This window comes from Microbacterium sp. NPDC056052 (assembly GCF_042266785.1).
Classification (GTDB): Bacteria; Actinomycetota; Actinomycetes; order Actinomycetales; family Microbacteriaceae; genus Microbacterium.
The window spans coordinates 69593-88438 of sequence record NZ_JBHJWV010000008.1 but is presented as its reverse complement, the minus strand read 5'-3'; the positions used below and the strand labels follow the sequence as shown (position 1 = coordinate 88438).

Genomic DNA, 18846 nt, shown 5'->3' with positions numbered 1-18846 from the left:
GCATGCGGGTGAACCGCACGATCAACGATCCTACCCTGTCCGCGGGTGTGCTGCGAACCACGCGCAGCCCGGGCGCGGCCCGGTCACGGTGATCACCGTGACCGGGCCGCCGGGGGCGCTACTCGCAGCGGATCCCCGCTTTGTCCGGCACGGTGCTGTCGACGAAGTAGGCGTCCACAGCGTCGTCCACGCACGAGTTGCCCTTGTTGTAACCGGTGTGCCCCTCGCCCACGCGGGTGATGAGGATTCCACCCTCGAGCTGCTTCGCGAGCGACTCGGCCCAGGCGTACGGGGTCGCGGGGTCGTTCGTCGTGCCGACCACGAGGATGGGACCGGATCCCGCCGCCGTGATCTCCCCGCGCTTGCCCGTGGGCGGGTACGGCCACTGCTCACAGGGGTCGGGGCCGTCCCAGTACGGGGCGATGGTCGGCGCCTCGGCCTTGATCTTGGCGTCGGACGCCGCCTTGGCCGCCGCGTCCTCCTCCAGGGGGTAATCCATGCAGTTGTACGCCCGGAACGCCTCGGTCGAGTTGTCGGAGTACTTCCCGTTCTCGCGGTTGTTGTAGAAGTCCGCGAGCTGGAAGGCCACCGACGGATCTCCCTTCAGCACCGCCGTGAGCGACTGAGTCAGGTACGACCAGCTGTCCTGCGAGTAGAGCGCCGCGACGATCGAGGTCATCAGCGTGTCCGCGCCCAGCATGCGGCCGTCCGCGTTCTTCTGCGGCGAGCGGTCGACGCTCGCCAGGAGGGCGCTGAGGTCGCTCATGGCGTCGTCGACCGTGCCCTGGAACGGGCATTTCTTGTCCTTCAGGCAATCGGCCATGTACGCGCGCAGAGCGGATTCGAATCCGACGGCCTGCGTGGTGCTGACGTCGAGGTTGGAGACGGCCGGATCCAGGGCGCCGTCCAGCACCAGGTGCCCGACCCGCTCGGGGTACAGCTCGGCGTAGGTCGCGCCGAGGAAGGTGCCGTAGGAGTAGCCGAGGTAGTTCAGCTTCTTGTCGCCGAGGACGCCGCGCAGCAGGTCCATGTCGCGTGCGGAGTTCACCGTCGTGATGTACGGCAGGATCCGGTCGCTGTTCTGCTTGCAGGCGTCGGCGAAGTCCTTGTTGGCGGTCTTCTGCGCTGCCGTCCACTCGTCGCCACCGCGGGCGCCGGGCCTGAGCCCGTAGAGGTAGTCGTCCATCTGCGACGCGTCGAGGCATTTCACGGCGGTGGAGGATCCGACGCCGCGCGGGTCGAAGCCGATCACGTCGTAGTTCTTGATGAGCGTGGGACTGACCGCGTAGTCGAGGCTCGACTTGATCAGGTCGAGGCCGCTCGCACCGGGTCCGCCAGGATTCGTCAGGAGGGAGCCCTTGGACGCACCGGTGGCCCGGTGGCGCACCACGGCGAGGTCGAGGGATCCCTTCGCCGGGTCCTCCCAGTCCAGCGGCGCCTTCACGGTGGTGCAGTCCATGCCGCTTCCGCAGGCCGACCAGCTCAGCTTCTGCCCGTAGAAGGGCTTGAGGTCTTCGGCGATGCCCGACGTGTCGGGGCTCGCCGCCGGCCCCGCCGACGTGGACTGCGCAGGGATCATCGAATACAGGCAGCCCGACAACGTGATCGCGGCGACGACGAGACCCGCCACCACCACCGCGGTACGACGCAGGCGCGAGGGGGAACGCGTGTTCATGGTCTCCTCCCGCTCGTGACGGTCACGAGCAAGCTCTCGAGGGCGAGCGCGGGGGCGACGTTGCGCTCCAGCGCTTCCCTGGTCTCGGCGAGATGGTCGAGCACGACGAGCGTGCGCTCCGGCTGCCAGGCGGCCGCGAGGGCGGCGAGCTCCGGTGCGAGCTCGGCGTTGATCAACACGTCGTCGCGGTCGAACTGCAGCATCACCACGTCCCGGAACAGCGACTGCAGATCGGTGAGCACGCGGTCGAGACCGTCGCGCACGCTGCGTTTGGCGCGCTGCTTCTGCTCGTCCTCGAGAGCGTTGATCTGCGAGCGCACGGCGGGCGGCACCGCCTGCCCCTCGGCGATCCCCACCGTGTGCAGCAGGGAGCGCCGTTCGGCCTCGTCCCGTTCAGCCGTGAGCGCCTTCGCATCGTCGGTCGCGGCCTGCACGATCTGCCCGGCGACCTCGACGGCGTCGTTGACCCCGCGGGCGCCCAGCACGGCGCGCAGGGTCTGCTCGCGGCGGGCGCGGGCGGCGGGGTCGGTCGCGAGCCGCTGGGCCATGCCGATGTGCCGCTGCGCATGCCGCGCGGCCTGCTCGGCGACGACGGGATCGGCGCCGGTGCGGCGCACGATGAGCTCCGCGACCGCGGACACATCGGGCTCGCGCAGCCGCAGGGACCGCACGCGGGACCGGATCGTAGGCAGCAGATCCGCCTCGCTCGGCGCGCACAGAATCCAGACCGTCTGCTCGGGCGGTTCCTCGAGCGCCTTCAGCAGGACGTTCGAGGTGCGCTCGGTCATGCGATCGGCATCCTCGACGACGATGACGCGATACCGCCCGCTGGACGGGCCGAAGTAGGACCGCTCGACGAGTGCCCGCGCCTCGGCGATCGAGATGATCACCTTCTCCGTGCGCAGCACCGTCACGTCGGGGTGGGTGCCGGCGAGCACCTGGCGCATGGTCTGCTCGTCATCGGGGCGCTCGGAGATCAGCGATGCCGCAAACGCGGTGGCGAGCGTCGAACGACCCGATCCGGGCGGGCCGGTGATGAGCCACGCGTGCGACATCGCGGCGGGATCGGCAACGGCGGTGCGCAACGTCTCGACGGCCGCGTCCTGCCCCCACACGTCCGTCCACGGAAAGGGAGCGAGAACGGTGGCCGGCATGCGGTCAAGCCTAACCGGGGCGGGCGACATCGCACGCCCCGTCCGCGGGGGAGCGGCTCGACTCAAGCTCGTGTTCGGTCCGGATCAGGCCCGGGCCAGCAGCGCCGCCACCCGGGCGCGCACCGCAGCTGCGATCTCGCCGGGATCCTGAGCGGCGTCGACGACAAGGAATCGCTCCGGCTCGGCCGCCGCCAGCGCGAGGAAGGAATCGCGCACCCGCCCGTGGAACTCCTCGCGTTCGGCCTCGAGCCGGTCGAACGGCTTCTCCGCCGAATCCAGGCGGCGGCGCGCGATGGCGGGGTCGAGGTCGAGCAGCACGGTGAGGTCGGGCAGAGCGCCTTCGGCGCCCCACAGCGACAGCCCGCGCACCTCGTCCGCATCCAGAACCCGGCCGGCGCCCTGGTACGCGACCGAGGAGTCGAGGTAGCGGTCCTGGATCACGACCTCGCCGCGATCGAGCGCGGGACGCACGACCGTCGCGACGTGGTGCGCGCGGTCGGCGGCGTACAGCAGCGCCTCGGCGCGGGGCGCGATGTCGCCGCGGTGATGCAGCACGATGTCGCGGATGAGCACGCCCACCTCGGAGCCGCCGGGCTCGCGCGTGCGCAGGGCTTTCCACCCCTGCCCCCGCAGCCACTCCTCCAGCAGCGCGGCCTGGGTGGTCTTGCCCGTGCCGTCGCCGCCCTCGAGCGTGATCCAGAGGCCGCGGCTCTCGCTCACGCCCCGGCCTGCTTCTTCGCCGCGTTGGCGGCCCTGGTGGCTGCAGCCTTCTTCGCTGCTGCGGAGCGGGCGGCGGCCTTGTCGGCGTCGCTCGCCGCCGCCTTCTTGGCCGGCGCCTTCTTGGCCGCGGTCTTGGCCGGCGCTTTCTTGGCCGTGGTCTTGGCGGGGGCCTTCTTCGCGGCGGTGGTGCGGGATCCGCGCTTGGGGGCCGGCCCCTTCGCGCGCTTCTCGGCCAGCATCTGCACCGCGGTCTCGAACGTGACGTCCTGCACCTGCTGACCGCGCGGGATCGTCACGTTGGTCTCGCCGTCGGTGACGTATGCCCCGAACCGGCCGTCGCGGATCCGGATCGGCTTGCCGCTCACGGGATCCGCGTCGAACTCGGCGAGCGCGCTCGACGCACGCCGAGCGCCGTACTTGGGCTGGGCGTAGATCGCCAGCGCCTGATCGAGGTCGATGTCGAAGATCTGCTGCTCGCTCTCCAGCGAGCGCGAGTCCGCACCCTTCCTCAGGTATGGCCCGAAACGGCCGTTCTGCGCGGTGATCTCCTCATCGGTCGCCGGGTCGACGCCCACGACGCGCGGGAGCTCGAGGAGCTTGAGCGCGGTGTCGAGATCGATCGTGTCGACCGACATCGAGCGGAACAGCGATGCGGTGCGCGGCTTGGGGGCCGTCTCCTTCTTGGCGCCGCGCTTCGGCTTGGGAGCCTCCACGACTTCGCCGGTGGCCTCATCGACCTGGTCGTCGTCGGAGACCGGATCGTTCTCCTGGATGTACGGGCCGAAGCGACCGTCCTTGACGACGATGACCTTGCCGTTGTCGGGGTTCTCCCCGAGCACGCGGTCGCCGGCGACGGGAGCGTCGATGAGCTCCTGCGCCTTGACCGCCGTCAGCTCGTCCGGGGCGAGATCCTCCGGCACGTTGACGATGCGCGGCTTCGCATCGGGCTGCGCGGGGTCGGCGACCTCGAGGTAGGGGCCGTACTTTCCGAAGCGGAGGGTCGCGGTGTCGGTGATCCGCGTGGCGTTCAGCGCCCGTGCGTCGATCTCACCGAGGTTGTCGACCACCTGACGCAGGCCCACGTGCGCGTCGGATCCGAAATAGAAGGAGTGCAGCCACTCGATGCGCTTCTGCTCGCCACGGGCGATCGCGTCGAGGTCATCCTCGAGCGCCGCGGTGAAGTCGTAGTCGATGAGGTCGGCGAAGTGCTGCTCGAGCAGCCGCACGACGCTGAACGCCATCCACGTCGGCACGAGCGCCTGGCCGCGCTTGGTCGCGTAGCCGCGGTCGATGATCGTGCCGATGGTGCTGGCGAAGGTCGACGGCCGGCCGATCCCGTGCTCCTCGAGCGCCTTGACCAGCGACGCCTCGGTGTAGCGGGGCTTCGGCGTGGTGCGGTGCGACTTGGCCTCGGCATCCGCGACGCCCAGCACATCGCCCACGGCGACCGCGGGCAGCGACTGGTTCTCGGCGGCGTCGGCGGCGTTGCGACGCTCGTCCTTGCCCTCCTCGTACGCCTCCAGGAAGCCCTTGAAGGTGTAGACGGTGCCGGATGCGGTGAACTCCGCGGTGCGACCGTCCGCATTCACCGCGATCGTGACGGTGGTGGTCTCGTACTTCGCGTCGGACATCTGGCTCGCGACCGTGCGCTTCCAGATGAGGTCGTAGAGGCGCTGCTCCTCGCGGTCCAGCTGCGAGGAGACGGACGCGGGCGTGCGGAACTGCTCGCCCGACGGGCGGATCGCCTCGTGCGCCTCCTGCGCGTTCTTGCTCTTGGACTTGTAGACACGCGGCTTGAGCGGCACGGCGGCGTCGCCGTAGAGCGCGACCGCCTGCGACCGGGCCGCCTGCACCGCCTGGGTGCTGAGCGCGGTCGAGTCGGTGCGCATATAGGTGATGAAGCCCTTCTCGTAGAGACGCTGGGCGACGCTCATCGCCTGCTTCGCGCTCATCGAGAGCTTGCGTCCCGCCTCCTGCTGCAGCGTGGAGGTGGTGAACGGGGCGTACGGGCTGCGCGTTCCCGGCTTCGCCTCGACCTTGGAGACGGTGCCGGATCCGACCGCGTCGACGGCCGCGGCGAGCGCGGTGGCGGCCTTCTCGTCCAGCACGACGACGGCCTTCTTCAGCGCGCCGTTGTCGTCGAAGTCGGTGCCACGGGCGATCGCGCCGCCGTCCAGGCGCACCAGGCGCACGCTGAACGCGGTGCCGGAGGCCGCAGCCTTGGCGTCGACGTCCCAGTACTCGGCGGACACGAACGCCATGCGTTCGCGCTCACGGTCCACGACCATACGGGTGGCGGCGGACTGCACGCGGCCGGCGGAGAGTCCGGACTTCACCTTGTACCAGAGCACGGGAGAGACGTCCCAGCCGTAGAGGCGGTCCAGGATCCGGCGGGTCTCCTGCGCGTCGACGAGCGCGAGGTCGAGCTCGCGGGTGTTGCCGACCGCGGCCTGGATCGCGTCCTTGGTGATCTCGTGGAACACCATCCGCTTGACCGGGACCTTCGGCTTCAGCGTCTCCAGCAGGTGCCACGCGATGGCCTCGCCCTCGCGGTCCTCATCGGTGGCGAGCAGGAGCTCGTCGGCGGTCTTGAGCGCGCGCTTGAGCTCGGCGACGGTCTTGGTCTTGCGATCCGAGACCACGTAATAGGGATCGAAGTCGTTGTCGACGTCGATCGAGTACTTGCCGTACGCCTGCTTGTCAGCAGCGGGGATGTCCTTCTTGTCGGCGAGGTCACGGATGTGACCCACCGAGCTGAGCACCTCGAAGCCGTCGCCGAGATAGCCCTGAATGGACCTCATCTTCGTCGGAGACTCGACGATGACAAGCTTCTTGCCTTGCGCCACGGGTGCGTCCTTTCGTCGAAGCACACCATACACACCGCACCGGAGTCGGGGACTCAGCGCGGTCATCCGTCGCCGGCAGGAGGTTCGGGTGGTCCTGCACGGGATCCGGCGACGGCCGGGAATCCAGCGTACGCCGCTGAGACGTGCACGATGACCACGGCGCCGTCGATCCGGCAGTCCTGCAGGGCCACGGCGTGCGCCACGGCGACCCTGGCCGCAAGGGCGCACGGCTCCTCCGGCACGGGGATCGCACCGGAGAGAGCATCGGCGCCCGCGAGCGCGGCAGCATCGGCCGCGGCCGCCAGCCGCTGCGACGTCGCTCCCGCTCCACCGACCATAGCCGCGCCGAGTCCGAGCGCCGCGATCACGGCGATCCCGCCGAGCGCGAGCACGGACCCCGCCATCACCGACCTCCGTCCAGCGCGCAGCCGGTCGCACGGATCGGCACGGCGATGCCGCCGAGGATGCGGGCCTCGGCCGACGCGGTCACGCAGACGAGCGCATCGGACCTGTTCACCGTGAACCCGGCGGCAGGATCCGCACGCGCCACCGCGGCGTGCGCATCACCCGCATCGTCGCCGCGCCCGATGATGCGCGCCGCGTCGGCCACCGCGTCCTGGAGCGCCACCGTGCGCACGCCCGCCCCGAGTGCGCCGACGCCGAGGAGCAGCGTCAGCACGACGATCGGCAGTGCCACCGCGACCTCCGCCGTCGCGGAGCCGCGCTCCCGGTCGTGGCGGGCGCCCGCGGCGAGCGCGCGGTCGCGGTCGGCGCGTTCCGCATGCGCCGGGTCGCGGACCCCGCCCCCTGAGAGCGCCCCGCCGCGACCGGCTCGGGTCCGCGCCGTCGGGCGCGCCGGACGGGTCATGCCACCGTCAGCGCCCGGCGCACGAGGTCTGTCAGGATCCCGCGCACCTCATCCGAGCGCATGATGACGACGAGCAGGCCGGCGAAGGCGACCGCGGCCATCGTCGCGATGGCGTACTCCGCGGTGGCGGCGCCGGTGTCGTCGCCGAACAGCAGGGCGGCACGGCCTCGGGTGAGCGGTGGCAGCGCTCGCGCGACCGGCGTCATCGGGGCGGCAATCTTGGGCGGTGCCGACGACCGCGTCGTCGACGCGGTAGGACGGATCTGATTCATGGTGTTCCTTCTTTCTTTCTTCTTCGGGATGACGGCGCCCGGTCGAGCGCCGTCGGACTCAGGCGAACGGCAGCGGGGTCGTGGACAGCACGCTGAGGACCAGAGGAGCGACGCCGAGCAGCATGAACGCCGGGAGCGTGCATGCCCCGAGCGGGAGCAGCAGGCGCGAGCTCAGCCGTGCCGCCCTGGTGCGGCCGGCGGTGCGGGCATCACGGCGCGCGCGATCCGCCTCCGCCCGGAGGAGCTCCACGGCCGGCACTCCGGCGGCGGAGGAGAGGCGCAGCACGCGCTCGATCTCCTCGCCCGCTGTTGCGGGATCGTCGTCCGCCCCGATCTCCTGCTCGACGAGGGCACGGGCACGCGGAATCGCCGTTCCCCCGGTGAGCGCGACGACGAGCAGCTCCGCGCGGAATCCGGGGATGCCCGGAGAGGGCGCAGCGCGGCGCACCAGCGCCCTCGTCCATGCCCTCGCGACCAGGAGCAGCCCGAGCCCCATGGCCAGGCAGATCCACCCTGCGGGCTGCGTCAGCAGCACCGTGACGGTGTCGAAGCCGAGCGCGATTCCGAGCATCAGACCCACGAGCGGCAGCCACAGCATGAGACGCGCGGTGCCCGCGGGTTCGGCGAGCGCGACCGAGATCTCGGCCCTGATCTCACTGGCGCCCTCGAGCGCCGCCGCGATCGCTCGCAGCACCTCGCCCAGAGGCGCACCGACGGTGGCGGCGATCCCCCACGCCGCACCCACCATGCGCCAGGTCCCGCCCCTGGCACGGATGGCGTCGACCAGCGCACGTCCCCGCTCCACGTCGGCGAGCACCTCGACCGCATCCACCGAACCGCTCTCCGCCAGGTGCCGCCAGGCCGTGAGCGGGGCCGCTCCCGCCTGCAGCAGGACGGCCAGTGTCCGCACGACCGCCGCGACCTCGCCCTCGGAGATCTCCCCGCCGCGTCGACGCGGACGCCGCGCACGGCGATGGCCGCGGGCGCCACGGCGCGCATACCCGTCGCTCACCATGGCCGGACCTCCTCGATGCCGAGATGCTCGCCGTCCAGCCGCAGCACGCCCACCTGCGCGAGCCGGCGGATCCCGCCCTCGACGCGCACGAGATGCAGCACGTACGCGAAGGCGCTCACGGCCTGGCGCGCGAGCGCCGGCGGATCCATCCCCGCGAGGGCGCCGAGCGCCTCCAGCCGCGCCGGAACGTCGGCGAGCCCGCTCGCGTGCAGCGTGCCCGCTCCGCCGTCATGACCCGTGTTCAGCGCGGTCAGCAGGTCGCGGATCTCCTCGCCTCGGCACTCCCCCACGATCAGCCGGTCGGGCCGCATCCGCAGCGACTCCCGGACGAGCCGCGCCACGCTGATCGCGCCGACCCCCTCCAGGTTCGGCTGCCGCGCCTCGAGCGAGACATGGTGCGGATGTCGGGGCCGCAGCTCTGCGACGTCCTCGACGGTGACGATCCGCTCGTGCGGCGGGACATGGGCGAGCATGGCCGCCAGCATCGTGGTCTTTCCCGTCCCGGTGCCGCCCGTGATCAGGACGTTCCTCCTGTCGTGCACCGTCTGCTCGAGCCAGGCCCGCTGCGCCCGGTCGATCGCCCCGAGCCGCCCGAGATCGTCCAGATCCGCCGCACGCACCCGCGGGATGCGCACCGAGACGGCGGTGCCGCCGGTCGACACCGGGGCGAGCACGGCATGCACGCGCACGCCCGACGCGAGTCGCACGTCCACGCAGGGAGCCTGATCGTCGAGATGTCTGCCTCCGAGGGCCACCAGGCGCACGGCGAGCTCCCTCACCTCCCGCTCGGACGCGGTCCATCCGGGCACTGCCTCGGCGCCGGCGCCGCGGTCGAGGAAGAGTCCGGCGGCGCCGTTCAGGAACAGATCGGTCACCTGCGGATCGACCGCATGCGCGGCGAGGTCGCCGAACGCCGGATCCAGGTCCAGTCGCTCGGCGGCGGCTGAGGATCCACGCGGGACGATCACGAAGGGCGAGGCCATGTCCCGACGCTAGGCACCCGCGAACCGGCTCGGGGCTCGGTCCGCGCAATCCGTGCACTACCCGCTGCTCCACGGGCCTGTGCGGAACGAGCGTCCGCTGTGGAAGTGTGCGGCCGTGGGCGGTGACTCCGCAGGAGAAGTGCCACTCCGAAGGATGGATCCGGCCGAATCCTCCTGCAGACGTGCGAACGTCCTGCAGATCTGCAGGCCAGCGGACGGGCTCCGGCGTCGAGCCAACCAGACACGACGGAGGAATGCGACCGTGGAAAGAAGAGTGGGCGGCACCCCACGGGGGGAATGGGATGCCGCCCGACTGCGGCCGACGGAGGGGGACCGTCGGAGCCGCAGGAAAGCCGGATTCGATTGATCGGCCGTCGGACAGTGTACGTCCGAAAAGGCGCCATACAAAACGGACCTCACTACCGACTTCCGTCGGTAGTGAGAGACGATGGGCGCAGCTAGATTCGCCGATGTCACGGCTCACGCCGCGATCTCCCCGCCGCAAAGGAGCGACCCCTCACCATGAGCAGCCAGATCGATCACGTCTTCGACGAGACCCGGGTGTTCCCGCCCTCTCCCGAATCCGCCGCGGCGGCCGTCGCGCAGCCGGAGATCTACACGGAGGCGGCCACCGATCGCGAGGCGTTCTGGGCGAAGCAGGCTCGCGAGCTGCACTGGAACACGCCGTTCACCGAGGTGCTGGACTGGTCGACCCCGCCGTTCGCGAAGTGGTTCGCCGACGGCGAGCTCAATGTCGCCTACAACTGCCTCGACCGGCACGTCGAGGCCGGCAACGGCGACCGCGTCGCCCTGCTCTGGGAAGGCGAGCCCGGCGACGAGCGGCGGGTCACCTACGCCGAGCTCACCGACGAGGTCAAGCGCCTCGCGAACGTGCTCGAGGGCCTCGGCATCGGACACGGCGACCGCGTCGCCATCTACCTGCCGATGATCCCCGAAGCGGTGGCCTCGATGCTCGCCGTCGCCCGCATCGGAGCGATCCACTCGGTCGTGTTCGGCGGGTTCAGCGCCGACAGCCTGCGCTCCCGGATCGACGACGCCGGCGCGAAGCTCGTCATCACCGCCGACGGCGGCTACCGCAAGGGCAAGGCATCGGCGCTCAAGCCCACGGTCGACCAGGCGCTCGCCGATCGCGGCGAAGGCGAGCAGAACACGGTCGAGCACGTGATCGTGGTCAAGCGCTGCGAGAACGAGATCGACTGGGACGACGAGCGCGACCTCTGGTACCAGGACGTCGTCGGTGCTGCCTCGAACGCGCACGAGGCCCAGGCGTTCCCCGCCGAGAACCCGCTGTTCATCCTCTACACCTCCGGCACGACCGGAAAGCCCAAGGGCATCCTGCACACCTCGGGCGGATACCTCACCCAGGCGTCGTACACGCACCGCGTCGTCTTCGACCTGAAGCCCGAGACCGACGTCTACTGGTGCACGGCCGACATCGGGTGGGTCACCGGACACTCGTACGTGACCTACGGACCGCTCGCGAACGGCGCCACCCAGGTCATGTACGAGGGCACGCCCGAGACTCCGCAGCAGGGACGCTGGTGGGACATCATCCAGAAGTACGGCGTCACCACGCTCTACACCGCGCCCACCGCGATCCGCTCCTTCATGAAGCTCGGTCGCGAGATCCCGAACCAGTACGACCTGACCTCCCTGCGCCTGCTCGGCTCGGTCGGCGAACCGATCAACCCCGAGGCCTGGATCTGGTACCGCGACGTCATCGGCGGCAGCCGCACGCCGATCGTGGACACCTGGTGGCAGACCGAGACCGGGGCGATCATGGTCTCCCCGCTTCCCGGCATCACCGCGACCAAGCCGGGTTCGGCGCAGGTGCCGCTGCCGGGGGTGTCCATCGACGTGGTCGACGACGACGGCAGGCCTCAGGGCGTGGGCGGCGGCGGACTCCTGGCGATCACCGAACCGTGGCCGAGCATGCTCCGAGGCATCTGGGGCGACCCGGAGCGCTTCAAGGAGACGTACTGGGAGAAGTTCGAGAAGCAGGGCTACTACTTCGCCGGCGACGGCGCGCGCTTCGACGAGGACGGAGACCTGTGGCTGCTCGGCCGGGTCGACGACGTGATGAACGTCTCCGGCCACCGGCTCTCCACCGCCGAGATCGAGTCGGCGCTCGTCGCGCATGAGGCCACCGCCGAGGCCGCCGTGGTCGGTGCCTCCGACGAGACCACGGGCCAGGCGGTCGTCGCCTTCGTGATCATCAAGGAGAGCTATCTCAAGGTGCACGTCCCCGAAGGCCTGGCGCAGCTGCTGCGCGGCTGGGTCGGCGAGCAGATCGGCCCGATCGCCCGCCCGCGCGACGTCTACATCGTCGCCGAGCTGCCCAAGACCCGCTCCGGCAAGATCATGCGCCGCCTGCTGCGTGACGTCGCCGAAGGCCGTGAGGTCGGCGACACCACGACGCTCGCGGACACGATGGTGATGTCGACCATCTCGGCGCAGGTGAAGTAGGGATCCGAACCCGTCGAGGATCCGGATCCCCGAACGCAGAAGGGACGCTCTCCCCCGAGAGCGTCCCTTCTGTCGTGAGGACTCAGGCGAGCGTGAAGACGACCTCGACCTCGACCGGGCTGTCCAGGGGCAGCACGGCCACGCCGACCGCCGCGCGGACGTGCTTGCCGGCGTCGCCGAAGATCTCGCCGAGCACCTCGCTCGCCCCGTTGATCACGCCGGGCTGGCCGGAGAAAGACGGATCGGAGGCGACGAAGCCGCTCACCCGCAGCACGCCGCCGAGACGGTCCACGCCGCCGGCCGCGTCGGCCGCCGCGGCGATCGCGTTGAGCGCGCACAGGCGGGCGAGTCCCTTGGCGTCCTCGGCGGGGATCTCCGCACCGACCTTGCCTGTCGCGGGCAGAGATCCGGCCACGAACGGCAGCTGGCCGGAGGTGTGGACGAGGCCCGCGTGCACACGGGCCGGCACGTAGGCGGCGACCGGAGCGGCGACGGACGGGAGCTCGATGCCGAGCTCGGCGAGACGAGCGCTGATGGTCATGCGGATTCTCCTTCGAACTGACGCGCGGCCTCTGCCGCCGCGGAAAGACCGGTGTTGGCGGCCGCATCGCCGCCGACCGGACGCTTGAGGTATGCGACGAGCCCGCCCTCGGGCCCGGTCACCACCTGCACGAGCTCCCAGCCCTGCTTGCCCCAGTTGTTCAGGATGGCGGCGGTGTTGTGGATCAGCAGCGGTGTGGTGAGGTATTCCCACGTGGTCATGGCTCTCCCGGAGGGACGGACGCGCTCTGGCGCGTCAAAGTTTGCGTTCAGGGAACTCCCCTACGATCAAGCGTATGCCTCAGACCAAACGCACGCTCACCGGTGTGCTCAGCGGCCTGGCCGGCCTTGTCGGTCTCAGCGTCGTCGCCGGTGTGCTCGTCACGGCCACCGTCACTCCGGTGTTCGCCGTCACCGGTGCTGCCGCCGCTCAGTCGATCGACCTGTTCGAGGGCCTGCCCTCGAATCTGAAGGTCGATCGCCCCATGCAGCCGACCACGATCTACTCCAAGGACGCCAACGGCGCCGACCAGGTCATGGCGCGGTTCTACGACCAGAACCGCATCCCTGTGAAGTACGACCAGGTCGCCCCGGTGCTGTTCGATGCGCTGCTGGCGAGCGAGGACAAGAACTTCTACACGCACGGCGGCATCGACATCGCCGGAACGATCAAGGCGGTCGTAGGCAACGTGAGCGGGTCCTCGACGAACGGCGGATCCTCGATCAGCCAGCAGTACGTCAAGAACGTGCTGCTGCAGGAGTGCGAGAAGGGCGTGCCGCTCAGCGACGAGAAGCGCGACGACAAGCTGCAGCAGTGCTGGCTCGACGCGGCCTCCGCCGTCGGGTCCAAGGGCATCGCGCGCAAGCTGCAGGAGATCCGCTACGCCACGGCGATCGAGAAGCAGTACTCCAAGAACGACATCCTCATCGGGTATCTGAACCTGGTGAACTTCGGCGGCACCACCTACGGCATCGAGGCCGCGGCGCAGCGCTACTTCAGCGTCTCGGCGCTGCAGCTGAACGCCGTGCAGGCCGCGACCCTGGTCGGCATGGTGCAGAACCCCAACGCCTTCCGCATCGACATGCCCGGTGGCACGTACGACTGCGACAAGGACGGCAACAACTGCAAGAACTCGCAGGCCGACGGCTACCACGACACCCTGGTGCGCCGGAACTACGTGCTCAGCCGCATGGAGGCGCTCGGAAAGATCACCAAGGCGGAGTACGAGGCCGCCAAGGAGCAGCCGATCACCCCGGCGATCAAGACGCCCTCCTCGGGCTGCGGGGACGCGGGCGGCAACGCCTTCTTCTGCCAGTACGTCAAGGCGACTCTCGAGAACGACACGTCGCTCGACTCGGTGCTGGGTCCGGTGAAGGACCGCTCCGACAAGCTTCTGCGCGGCGGCCTCAACGTCTACACCACGCTCTCCGCCCCGATGCAAGGGGCAGCGCTGCAGGCGATGGCCGATCACACCACGCCGACCATCGAGGGGATGGACTTCGGTGCGGCTGCGACAACCATCGACCCGAAGACGGGACGGATCCTCGCCCTCGCGCAGAACACCGGCTTCACCGAGGAGCAGACCGATACCGCGACGAGCGGCCTGACGTCGATCGTCTACGGCGCCGACGCGGCGCACGGCGGAGGAATCGGTTTCTCCGTGGGTTCGACGTACAAGATCTTCACGCTCATCGACTGGCTGGAGAAGGGGCACTCGGTGCGGGAGACCCTGGCGGCCCCCGTGAAGAACTACACCATGAAGTGCGGCACTTCCACGATGTCGACGGAAACGCCGATCAAGAACTTCAACAACCAGAGCGGCTACACCGGGACCCCGATGCAGTTCACTCGCGACTCGCTGAACTCAGGTTTCCTCTCGATGGCTTCGAAGCTGGATCTCTGCGACATCAACCAGGTCGCGCAGCGCATGGGCGTGCATCTGGGCGACGGCGGCAGCGTCACGGATCAGAACGTGCCGTTCGACGTGCTCGGCTCTAAGAACATCGCCGCACTCGACATGGCATCCGCCTACGCAGCGGTCGCCAACAACGGCACCCGCTGCGCGCCGTATGCGATCGACAAGATCACTGGTCCCGACGGCACCGACATCCCGCTTCCGCCGCCGGCCTGCACCGAGGTCATCAAGCCCGAGATCGCGGCCACTGCGGCGTACGCGCTGCAGGGCGTCATGAACTCGGGCGGCACCGGATCGCGCGCGAACCCCGATGACGGCACCCCGCTGATCGGCAAGACGGGTACGCACGAGAGCGCGCAGACGATGCTGGTCGACTCGTCCACCGCGGCGACCACCGCCGTGTGGGTCGGCCAGGCCAACGGTGACGCCGACATCTACAACTTCTACTCGCACGACGTCAACGTCCCCGACATCCGCTACGGACTCAGCCGCCAGATCACCGCAGCAGCGGATGAGCTCTTCCCGGGCGGCGCCTTCCCCGACCCGTCGCAGAGTCTGCTCAAGCAGTCGTACACGAACCTGCCCAGCGTGGTCGGCATGACCGTCGACCAGGCCACGCAGACGCTCGAGGGTGCAGGATTCTCGGTCTCCGTGGGCCCCGCCGTGCAGAGCAATCTGCCAACGGACCAGGTCGCCCAGCAGGATCCGGGCCCCGGTCAGGTCGTCACCGGCAGCACGATCACGATCTCACCGAGCAATGGGCAGGGCGCCTCGGTCCCGAACGTGGTCGGGATGACCATGGGCGACGCCGCCAACGCGCTCAAGGCCGCGGGCTTCCAGGCCGCGAAGGGCACATGCACGCCCGGCAACGGAGATGACTCCGGCACCGTGTCTGCCACGTCCCCGGCTGCCGGAACAGCCGCCCCGAAGGGCTCCGCCGTCACGCTCAACTACGTGAAGAAGAACTGCCAGGGATGACGTCCTCACGCACCACCCGTTCGGCCCTCATCGCACTCGGTGCGGTGGGGGCCGCCGGTGTCGCGGCCGCCACCTGGGGCATCGGCATCGAGCGCTACCTCTTCACGCTGCGCCACGCCACGGCGCGGTCGCTGCCGGCGGGATCCCGGCCGCTGCGCATCCTGCACGTCTCCGACGCGCACATGGCGCCCTGGCAGCATCGCAAGCAGCGCTGGCTCGCCTCCCTGGCGGATCTCCGCCCCGACCTCGTCGTGAACACCGGCGACAACCTCGGCCACAAGGACGGCCTGGAGGGAGTCCGCGCGGCGTTCGCTCCGTTCGCGGGAACGCCCGGTGTCTTCGTGCACGGATCCAACGACAAGTTCGCACCATCGCCCCGCAATCCGTTCCGGTACTTCATGGGCCCCTCGGCGCGCTCCATCACGGCCCCGGAGCTCGACACCGAGGCTCTGGACCGATTCTTCGCCGATGACCTCGGCTGGGTCGATCTGGACAACACCGCGACCACGCTTCAGATCGCCGGATCCCGGGTGGATCTGTTCGGCGTCGATGATGCCCATCGCGACTGGGACGAGCTCGACGCGCTTCCCGCCGCGATCGACGCGCTGGGCTCCCGCCCGGCCGACGTGCCCGTCCTGGGGGTCACGCACGCGCCGTACCAGCGCGTGCTGAACTCGTTCACCGATCTGGGCGCGGACGCGATCCTGGGCGGCCACACGCACGGCGGCCAGGTGTGCATCCCGGGCTTCGGCGCGATCGTGGCGAACTGCGACATCCCCCTGAAGCAGGCGAAGGGCCTCAGCACGTGGTCCCACGCCGGCCGTACGGTGCCCCTCAACGTCAGCGCCGGCTGCGGACACTCGATCTACGCGCCGGTGCGTTTCGCGTGCCGCCCCGAGGCGACTCTGCTGACGCTGCTGCCGCGGGCTTGATGGACTCGGCGCCTCCGCGCCACGCGCGGGTTCCACCTCGATTCGCCCCTCGGCTCGTCTCCGTATAGACTTGAACGGTTGCCACGGGGTGTGGCGCAGCTTGGTAGCGCGCTTCGTTCGGGACGAAGAGGCCGCAGGTTCAAATCCTGTCACCCCGACCAACATCAGAGGGACCGACCCGCAGGGTCGGTCCCTCTGACGTTGTTTCGTGATGTCAGGTGGGCCCCAGCGGGGAGGCTCCGCGTGTCGCGGATGCGACGTGCGGAGAAGCACCCGGGGACGCACCCCGACCGCCATACACAGGCTCTCTCCCATCCGGATCCTCTACGCTGGAATCGCTATGATGATGCCCCGCCTGGTCGCCTTCGACCTCGACGACACCCTCGCCCCCTCCAAGGCCGCGATCGATCCCCGTATCGCCGACCTGCTCCTCGCGCTCGCGCGCCGCGTGGAGGTCGCGATCATCTCCGGCGGCAACGAGGAGCAGTTCCGCGCGCAGGTCATCGCCCGGCTCGGCGACGCCGACACGGAGCTCCTGCAGCGCATCCATCTGCTGCCGACCTGCGGCACGCGCTACCTCCGCCACGATGGATCAGGTTTCTCCCTGATCTACGCCCGCGACCTCAGCGATCAGCAGAAGGCCGCCGCCCTCCGTTCCCTCGAGGAGGAGGCCCGCCGCCTCGGGCTCTGGGAGAGCGAGACCTGGGGGCCGATCCTGGAGGACCGCGGCTCGCAGATCACCTTCTCCGCCCTCGGCCAGAAGGCGCCCCACGACGCGAAGAAGGCCTGGGACCCCGACGGATCCCGCCGCGCCGCCCTGCGCGATGCCGTCGCGACCCGCGTACCCGATCTCGAGGTCCGCTCCGGCGGATCCACGTCGATCGACATCACGCGCGCCGGGATCGACAAGGCCTACGGCATGACCGAGCTCGCCGAGCGCACGGGCATCCCCTTCGAGGAGATGCTCTTCTACGGCGATCGCCTCGACGAGGGCGGCAACGACTACCCCGTCAAGGCCCTCGGCGTGCCCTGCGTCGCCGTGGAGGGCTGGGAGGACACCGCGGACCACCTGGACGCACTCCTGCCCGCGCTGACGGCCGCTCCCGCCACCCCGCGCGCGCTCTGACGTCCGCCGGGCGCTCCGACGCCTCAGGACAGCGACAGGATCGCGCCCGCAGCGCCCGAACTCATCGCGCGGCGACCTCCGCCGCGCCCTGCGCTACGGGAACCATGCGGGCGAGCTGGGTGACGTGATGGGGCTCCAATTCGGCGAGCGACGAGACCCCGAGCAGACGCATCGTCCGCTCGATCTCGCTGCGCAGGATCGCGATCGTGCGGTCGACGCCGCGGCGCCCGCCCGCCATGAGGCCGTAGAGGTAGGCGCGGCCGATGAGGGTGAAGTCGGCGCCGAGCGCGACCGCGGCGACGATGTCGGCCCCGTTCATGATGCCGGTGTCGACCATCACGGTGAAGTCATCGCCCACGGCCCTGCGCACCTGCGGGAGCAGGTGGAACGGGATGGGGGCGCGATCGAGCTGCCGGCCGCCGTGGTTGGAGAGCACCACGCCGTCCACGCCGTGCGTGTCCTTCAGCCGCACCGCGTCCTCGACGGTCTGCACGCCCTTGACGAGGAGCTTGCCCGGCCAGATGCCCCGGATCACCTCGAGGTCGTCATAGCCGATCGTCGGGTCCATGGCCGCGTCGAGCAGCTCCCCGACCGTGCCGCCCGTCGTCGACAGCGATGCGAACTCGAGCTTCGGGGTGGTCAGGAAGTCGATCCACCACCACGGCCGCGGAATCGCGTTGATGATCGTGCCGAGCGTGAGCTGCGGCGGGATCGAGAAGCCGTTGCGCTTGTCCCGCAGGCGGGCGCCGGCGACCGGGGTGTCGACCGTGAACATGAGCGTGTCGAAGCCGGCCTCGGCCGCGCGGCGAGTGAGGCCGTAGGAGATCTCCCGGTCGCGCATGACGTACAGCTGGAACCAGTTGCGCCCCGCGGGGTTGGTCTTCTTCACGTCCTCGATCGAGGTCGTGCCGAGCGTGGACAGCGTGAAGGGGATCCCCGCGGCGGCTGCGGCGCCGGCTCCGGCGAACTCGCCCTCGGTCTGCATGAGACGCGTGAATCCCGTCGGCGCGATCCCGAACGGCAGCGCGCTCGGGCCGCCAAGGATCGTGGTGGAGGTGTCGAGTTCGGGTGCCGGCGCGAGGATCCCGGGGTGGAACTCCACGTCCTCGAACGCCTGGCGGGCGCGCGCCAGCGACAGTTCGCCCTCGGCGGCGCCGTCCGTGTAGTCGAAGGCGGCCTTGGGCGTGCGGCGCTTCGCGATCGTCCGCAGATCCGAGATCGTCAGCGCGCCCTCGAGGCGGCGCTTGGTGCCGTCGAGTTCGGGGGCCTTGAACTTCATCAGGTCGAAGATCTCGGCGGGGTTGGGAAGCTGCCGCTGCACCATGGTGGGTCCT

16 protein-coding genes and 1 tRNA gene are annotated in these 18846 nt (G+C 70.0%); 5 read left to right on the top strand and 12 right to left on the bottom strand.

The features are described 5' to 3' along the window. Positions 1–118 precede the first annotated feature (118 nt). The 9 genes from ACFC1J_RS15580 to ACFC1J_RS15540 form a co-directional block, all read right to left on the bottom strand. Positions 119–1675, bottom strand: coding sequence for an alpha/beta hydrolase (locus ACFC1J_RS15580; protein ID WP_375907967.1), 1557 nt, complete (start codon positions 1673–1675; stop codon positions 119–121). Next, positions 1672–2829, bottom strand: coding sequence for a DNA polymerase III subunit delta' (locus ACFC1J_RS15575; RefSeq protein ID WP_375907965.1), 1158 nt, complete (start codon positions 2827–2829; stop codon positions 1672–1674). The genes ACFC1J_RS15580 and ACFC1J_RS15575 overlap by 4 nt, the downstream gene beginning before the upstream one ends. An 84-nt stretch (positions 2830–2913) precedes the next feature. Further along, on the bottom strand, positions 2914–3549 hold the full coding sequence (tmk, locus tag ACFC1J_RS15570; RefSeq protein ID WP_375907962.1) for a dTMP kinase: 636 nt from the start codon (positions 3547–3549) through the stop codon (positions 2914–2916). Next, positions 3546–6395, bottom strand: a complete 2850-nt coding sequence (gene topA, locus ACFC1J_RS15565) for a type I DNA topoisomerase (RefSeq protein ID WP_375907960.1) — start codon at positions 6393–6395, stop codon at positions 3546–3548. The genes tmk and topA overlap by 4 nt, the downstream gene beginning before the upstream one ends. Before the next feature lie 62 nt (positions 6396–6457). Beyond that, on the bottom strand, positions 6458–6799 hold the full coding sequence (locus tag ACFC1J_RS15560) for an Rv3654c family TadE-like protein (protein WP_375907957.1): 342 nt from the start codon (positions 6797–6799) through the stop codon (positions 6458–6460). Further along, complete coding sequence (locus ACFC1J_RS15555; RefSeq protein ID WP_375907954.1) at positions 6799–7263, bottom strand: TadE family type IV pilus minor pilin; 465 nt, start codon at positions 7261–7263, stop codon at positions 6799–6801. Before ACFC1J_RS15555 ends, ACFC1J_RS15560 begins: the two co-directional genes overlap by 1 nt. Then, the gene (locus ACFC1J_RS15550; RefSeq protein ID WP_045273627.1) at positions 7260–7469 is read right to left on the bottom strand and encodes a DUF4244 domain-containing protein; all 210 of its coding nucleotides are present in this window, start codon (positions 7467–7469) and stop codon (positions 7260–7262) included. Before ACFC1J_RS15550 ends, ACFC1J_RS15555 begins: the two co-directional genes overlap by 4 nt. A gap of 124 nt (positions 7470–7593) precedes the next feature. Next, positions 7594–8550, bottom strand: coding sequence for a type II secretion system F family protein (locus ACFC1J_RS15545; protein ID WP_375907952.1), 957 nt, complete (start codon positions 8548–8550; stop codon positions 7594–7596). Beyond that, positions 8544–9533, bottom strand: a complete 990-nt coding sequence (locus ACFC1J_RS15540) for a TadA family conjugal transfer-associated ATPase (protein WP_375907949.1) — start codon at positions 9531–9533, stop codon at positions 8544–8546. The genes ACFC1J_RS15545 and ACFC1J_RS15540 overlap by 7 nt, the downstream gene beginning before the upstream one ends. 522 nt (positions 9534–10055) lie before the next feature. Here ACFC1J_RS15540 and acs point away from each other — a divergent pair. Continuing rightward, positions 10056–12020, top strand: a complete 1965-nt coding sequence (gene acs / locus ACFC1J_RS15535) for an acetate--CoA ligase (protein WP_375907947.1) — start codon at positions 10056–10058, stop codon at positions 12018–12020. A gap of 82 nt (positions 12021–12102) precedes the next feature. On the opposite strand, the gene ACFC1J_RS15530 is transcribed toward acs, so the two are convergent. Beyond that, positions 12103–12561: a RidA family protein gene (locus ACFC1J_RS15530; RefSeq protein ID WP_375907944.1), complete on the bottom strand. Its 459-nt coding sequence runs from the start codon at positions 12559–12561 to the stop codon at positions 12103–12105. Next, complete coding sequence (locus tag ACFC1J_RS15525; protein ID WP_309342382.1) at positions 12558–12782, bottom strand: hypothetical protein; 225 nt, start codon at positions 12780–12782, stop codon at positions 12558–12560. The genes ACFC1J_RS15530 and ACFC1J_RS15525 overlap by 4 nt, the downstream gene beginning before the upstream one ends. Before the next feature lie 74 nt (positions 12783–12856). Between ACFC1J_RS15525 and ACFC1J_RS15520 the strand changes: the two genes are divergently transcribed. The 4 genes from ACFC1J_RS15520 (at position 12857) to ACFC1J_RS15505 (ending at position 17512) form a co-directional block, all read left to right on the top strand. After that, positions 12857–15454 carry a transglycosylase domain-containing protein gene (locus ACFC1J_RS15520; protein WP_375907940.1) on the top strand — a complete coding sequence of 866 codons (2598 nt, stop codon included), beginning with the start codon at positions 12857–12859 and terminating at the stop codon, positions 15452–15454. After that, the gene (locus ACFC1J_RS15515; protein ID WP_375907937.1) at positions 15451–16386 is read left to right on the top strand and encodes a metallophosphoesterase; all 936 of its coding nucleotides are present in this window, start codon (positions 15451–15453) and stop codon (positions 16384–16386) included. The genes ACFC1J_RS15520 and ACFC1J_RS15515 overlap by 4 nt, the downstream gene beginning before the upstream one ends. Before the next feature lie 84 nt (positions 16387–16470). Continuing rightward, positions 16471–16547, top strand: a tRNA-Pro gene (locus ACFC1J_RS15510). Positions 16548–16726: 179 nt separating this feature from the next. Then, positions 16727–17512: an HAD-IIB family hydrolase gene (locus ACFC1J_RS15505; RefSeq protein WP_375907934.1), complete on the top strand. Its 786-nt coding sequence runs from the start codon at positions 16727–16729 to the stop codon at positions 17510–17512. Positions 17513–17573: 61 nt separating this feature from the next. Here ACFC1J_RS15505 and ACFC1J_RS15500 read toward each other — a convergent pair whose 3' ends face one another. Beyond that, positions 17574–18836, bottom strand: coding sequence for an alpha-hydroxy-acid oxidizing protein (locus ACFC1J_RS15500; protein ID WP_375907931.1), 1263 nt, complete (start codon positions 18834–18836; stop codon positions 17574–17576). Positions 18837–18846: the final 10 nt, after the last annotated feature.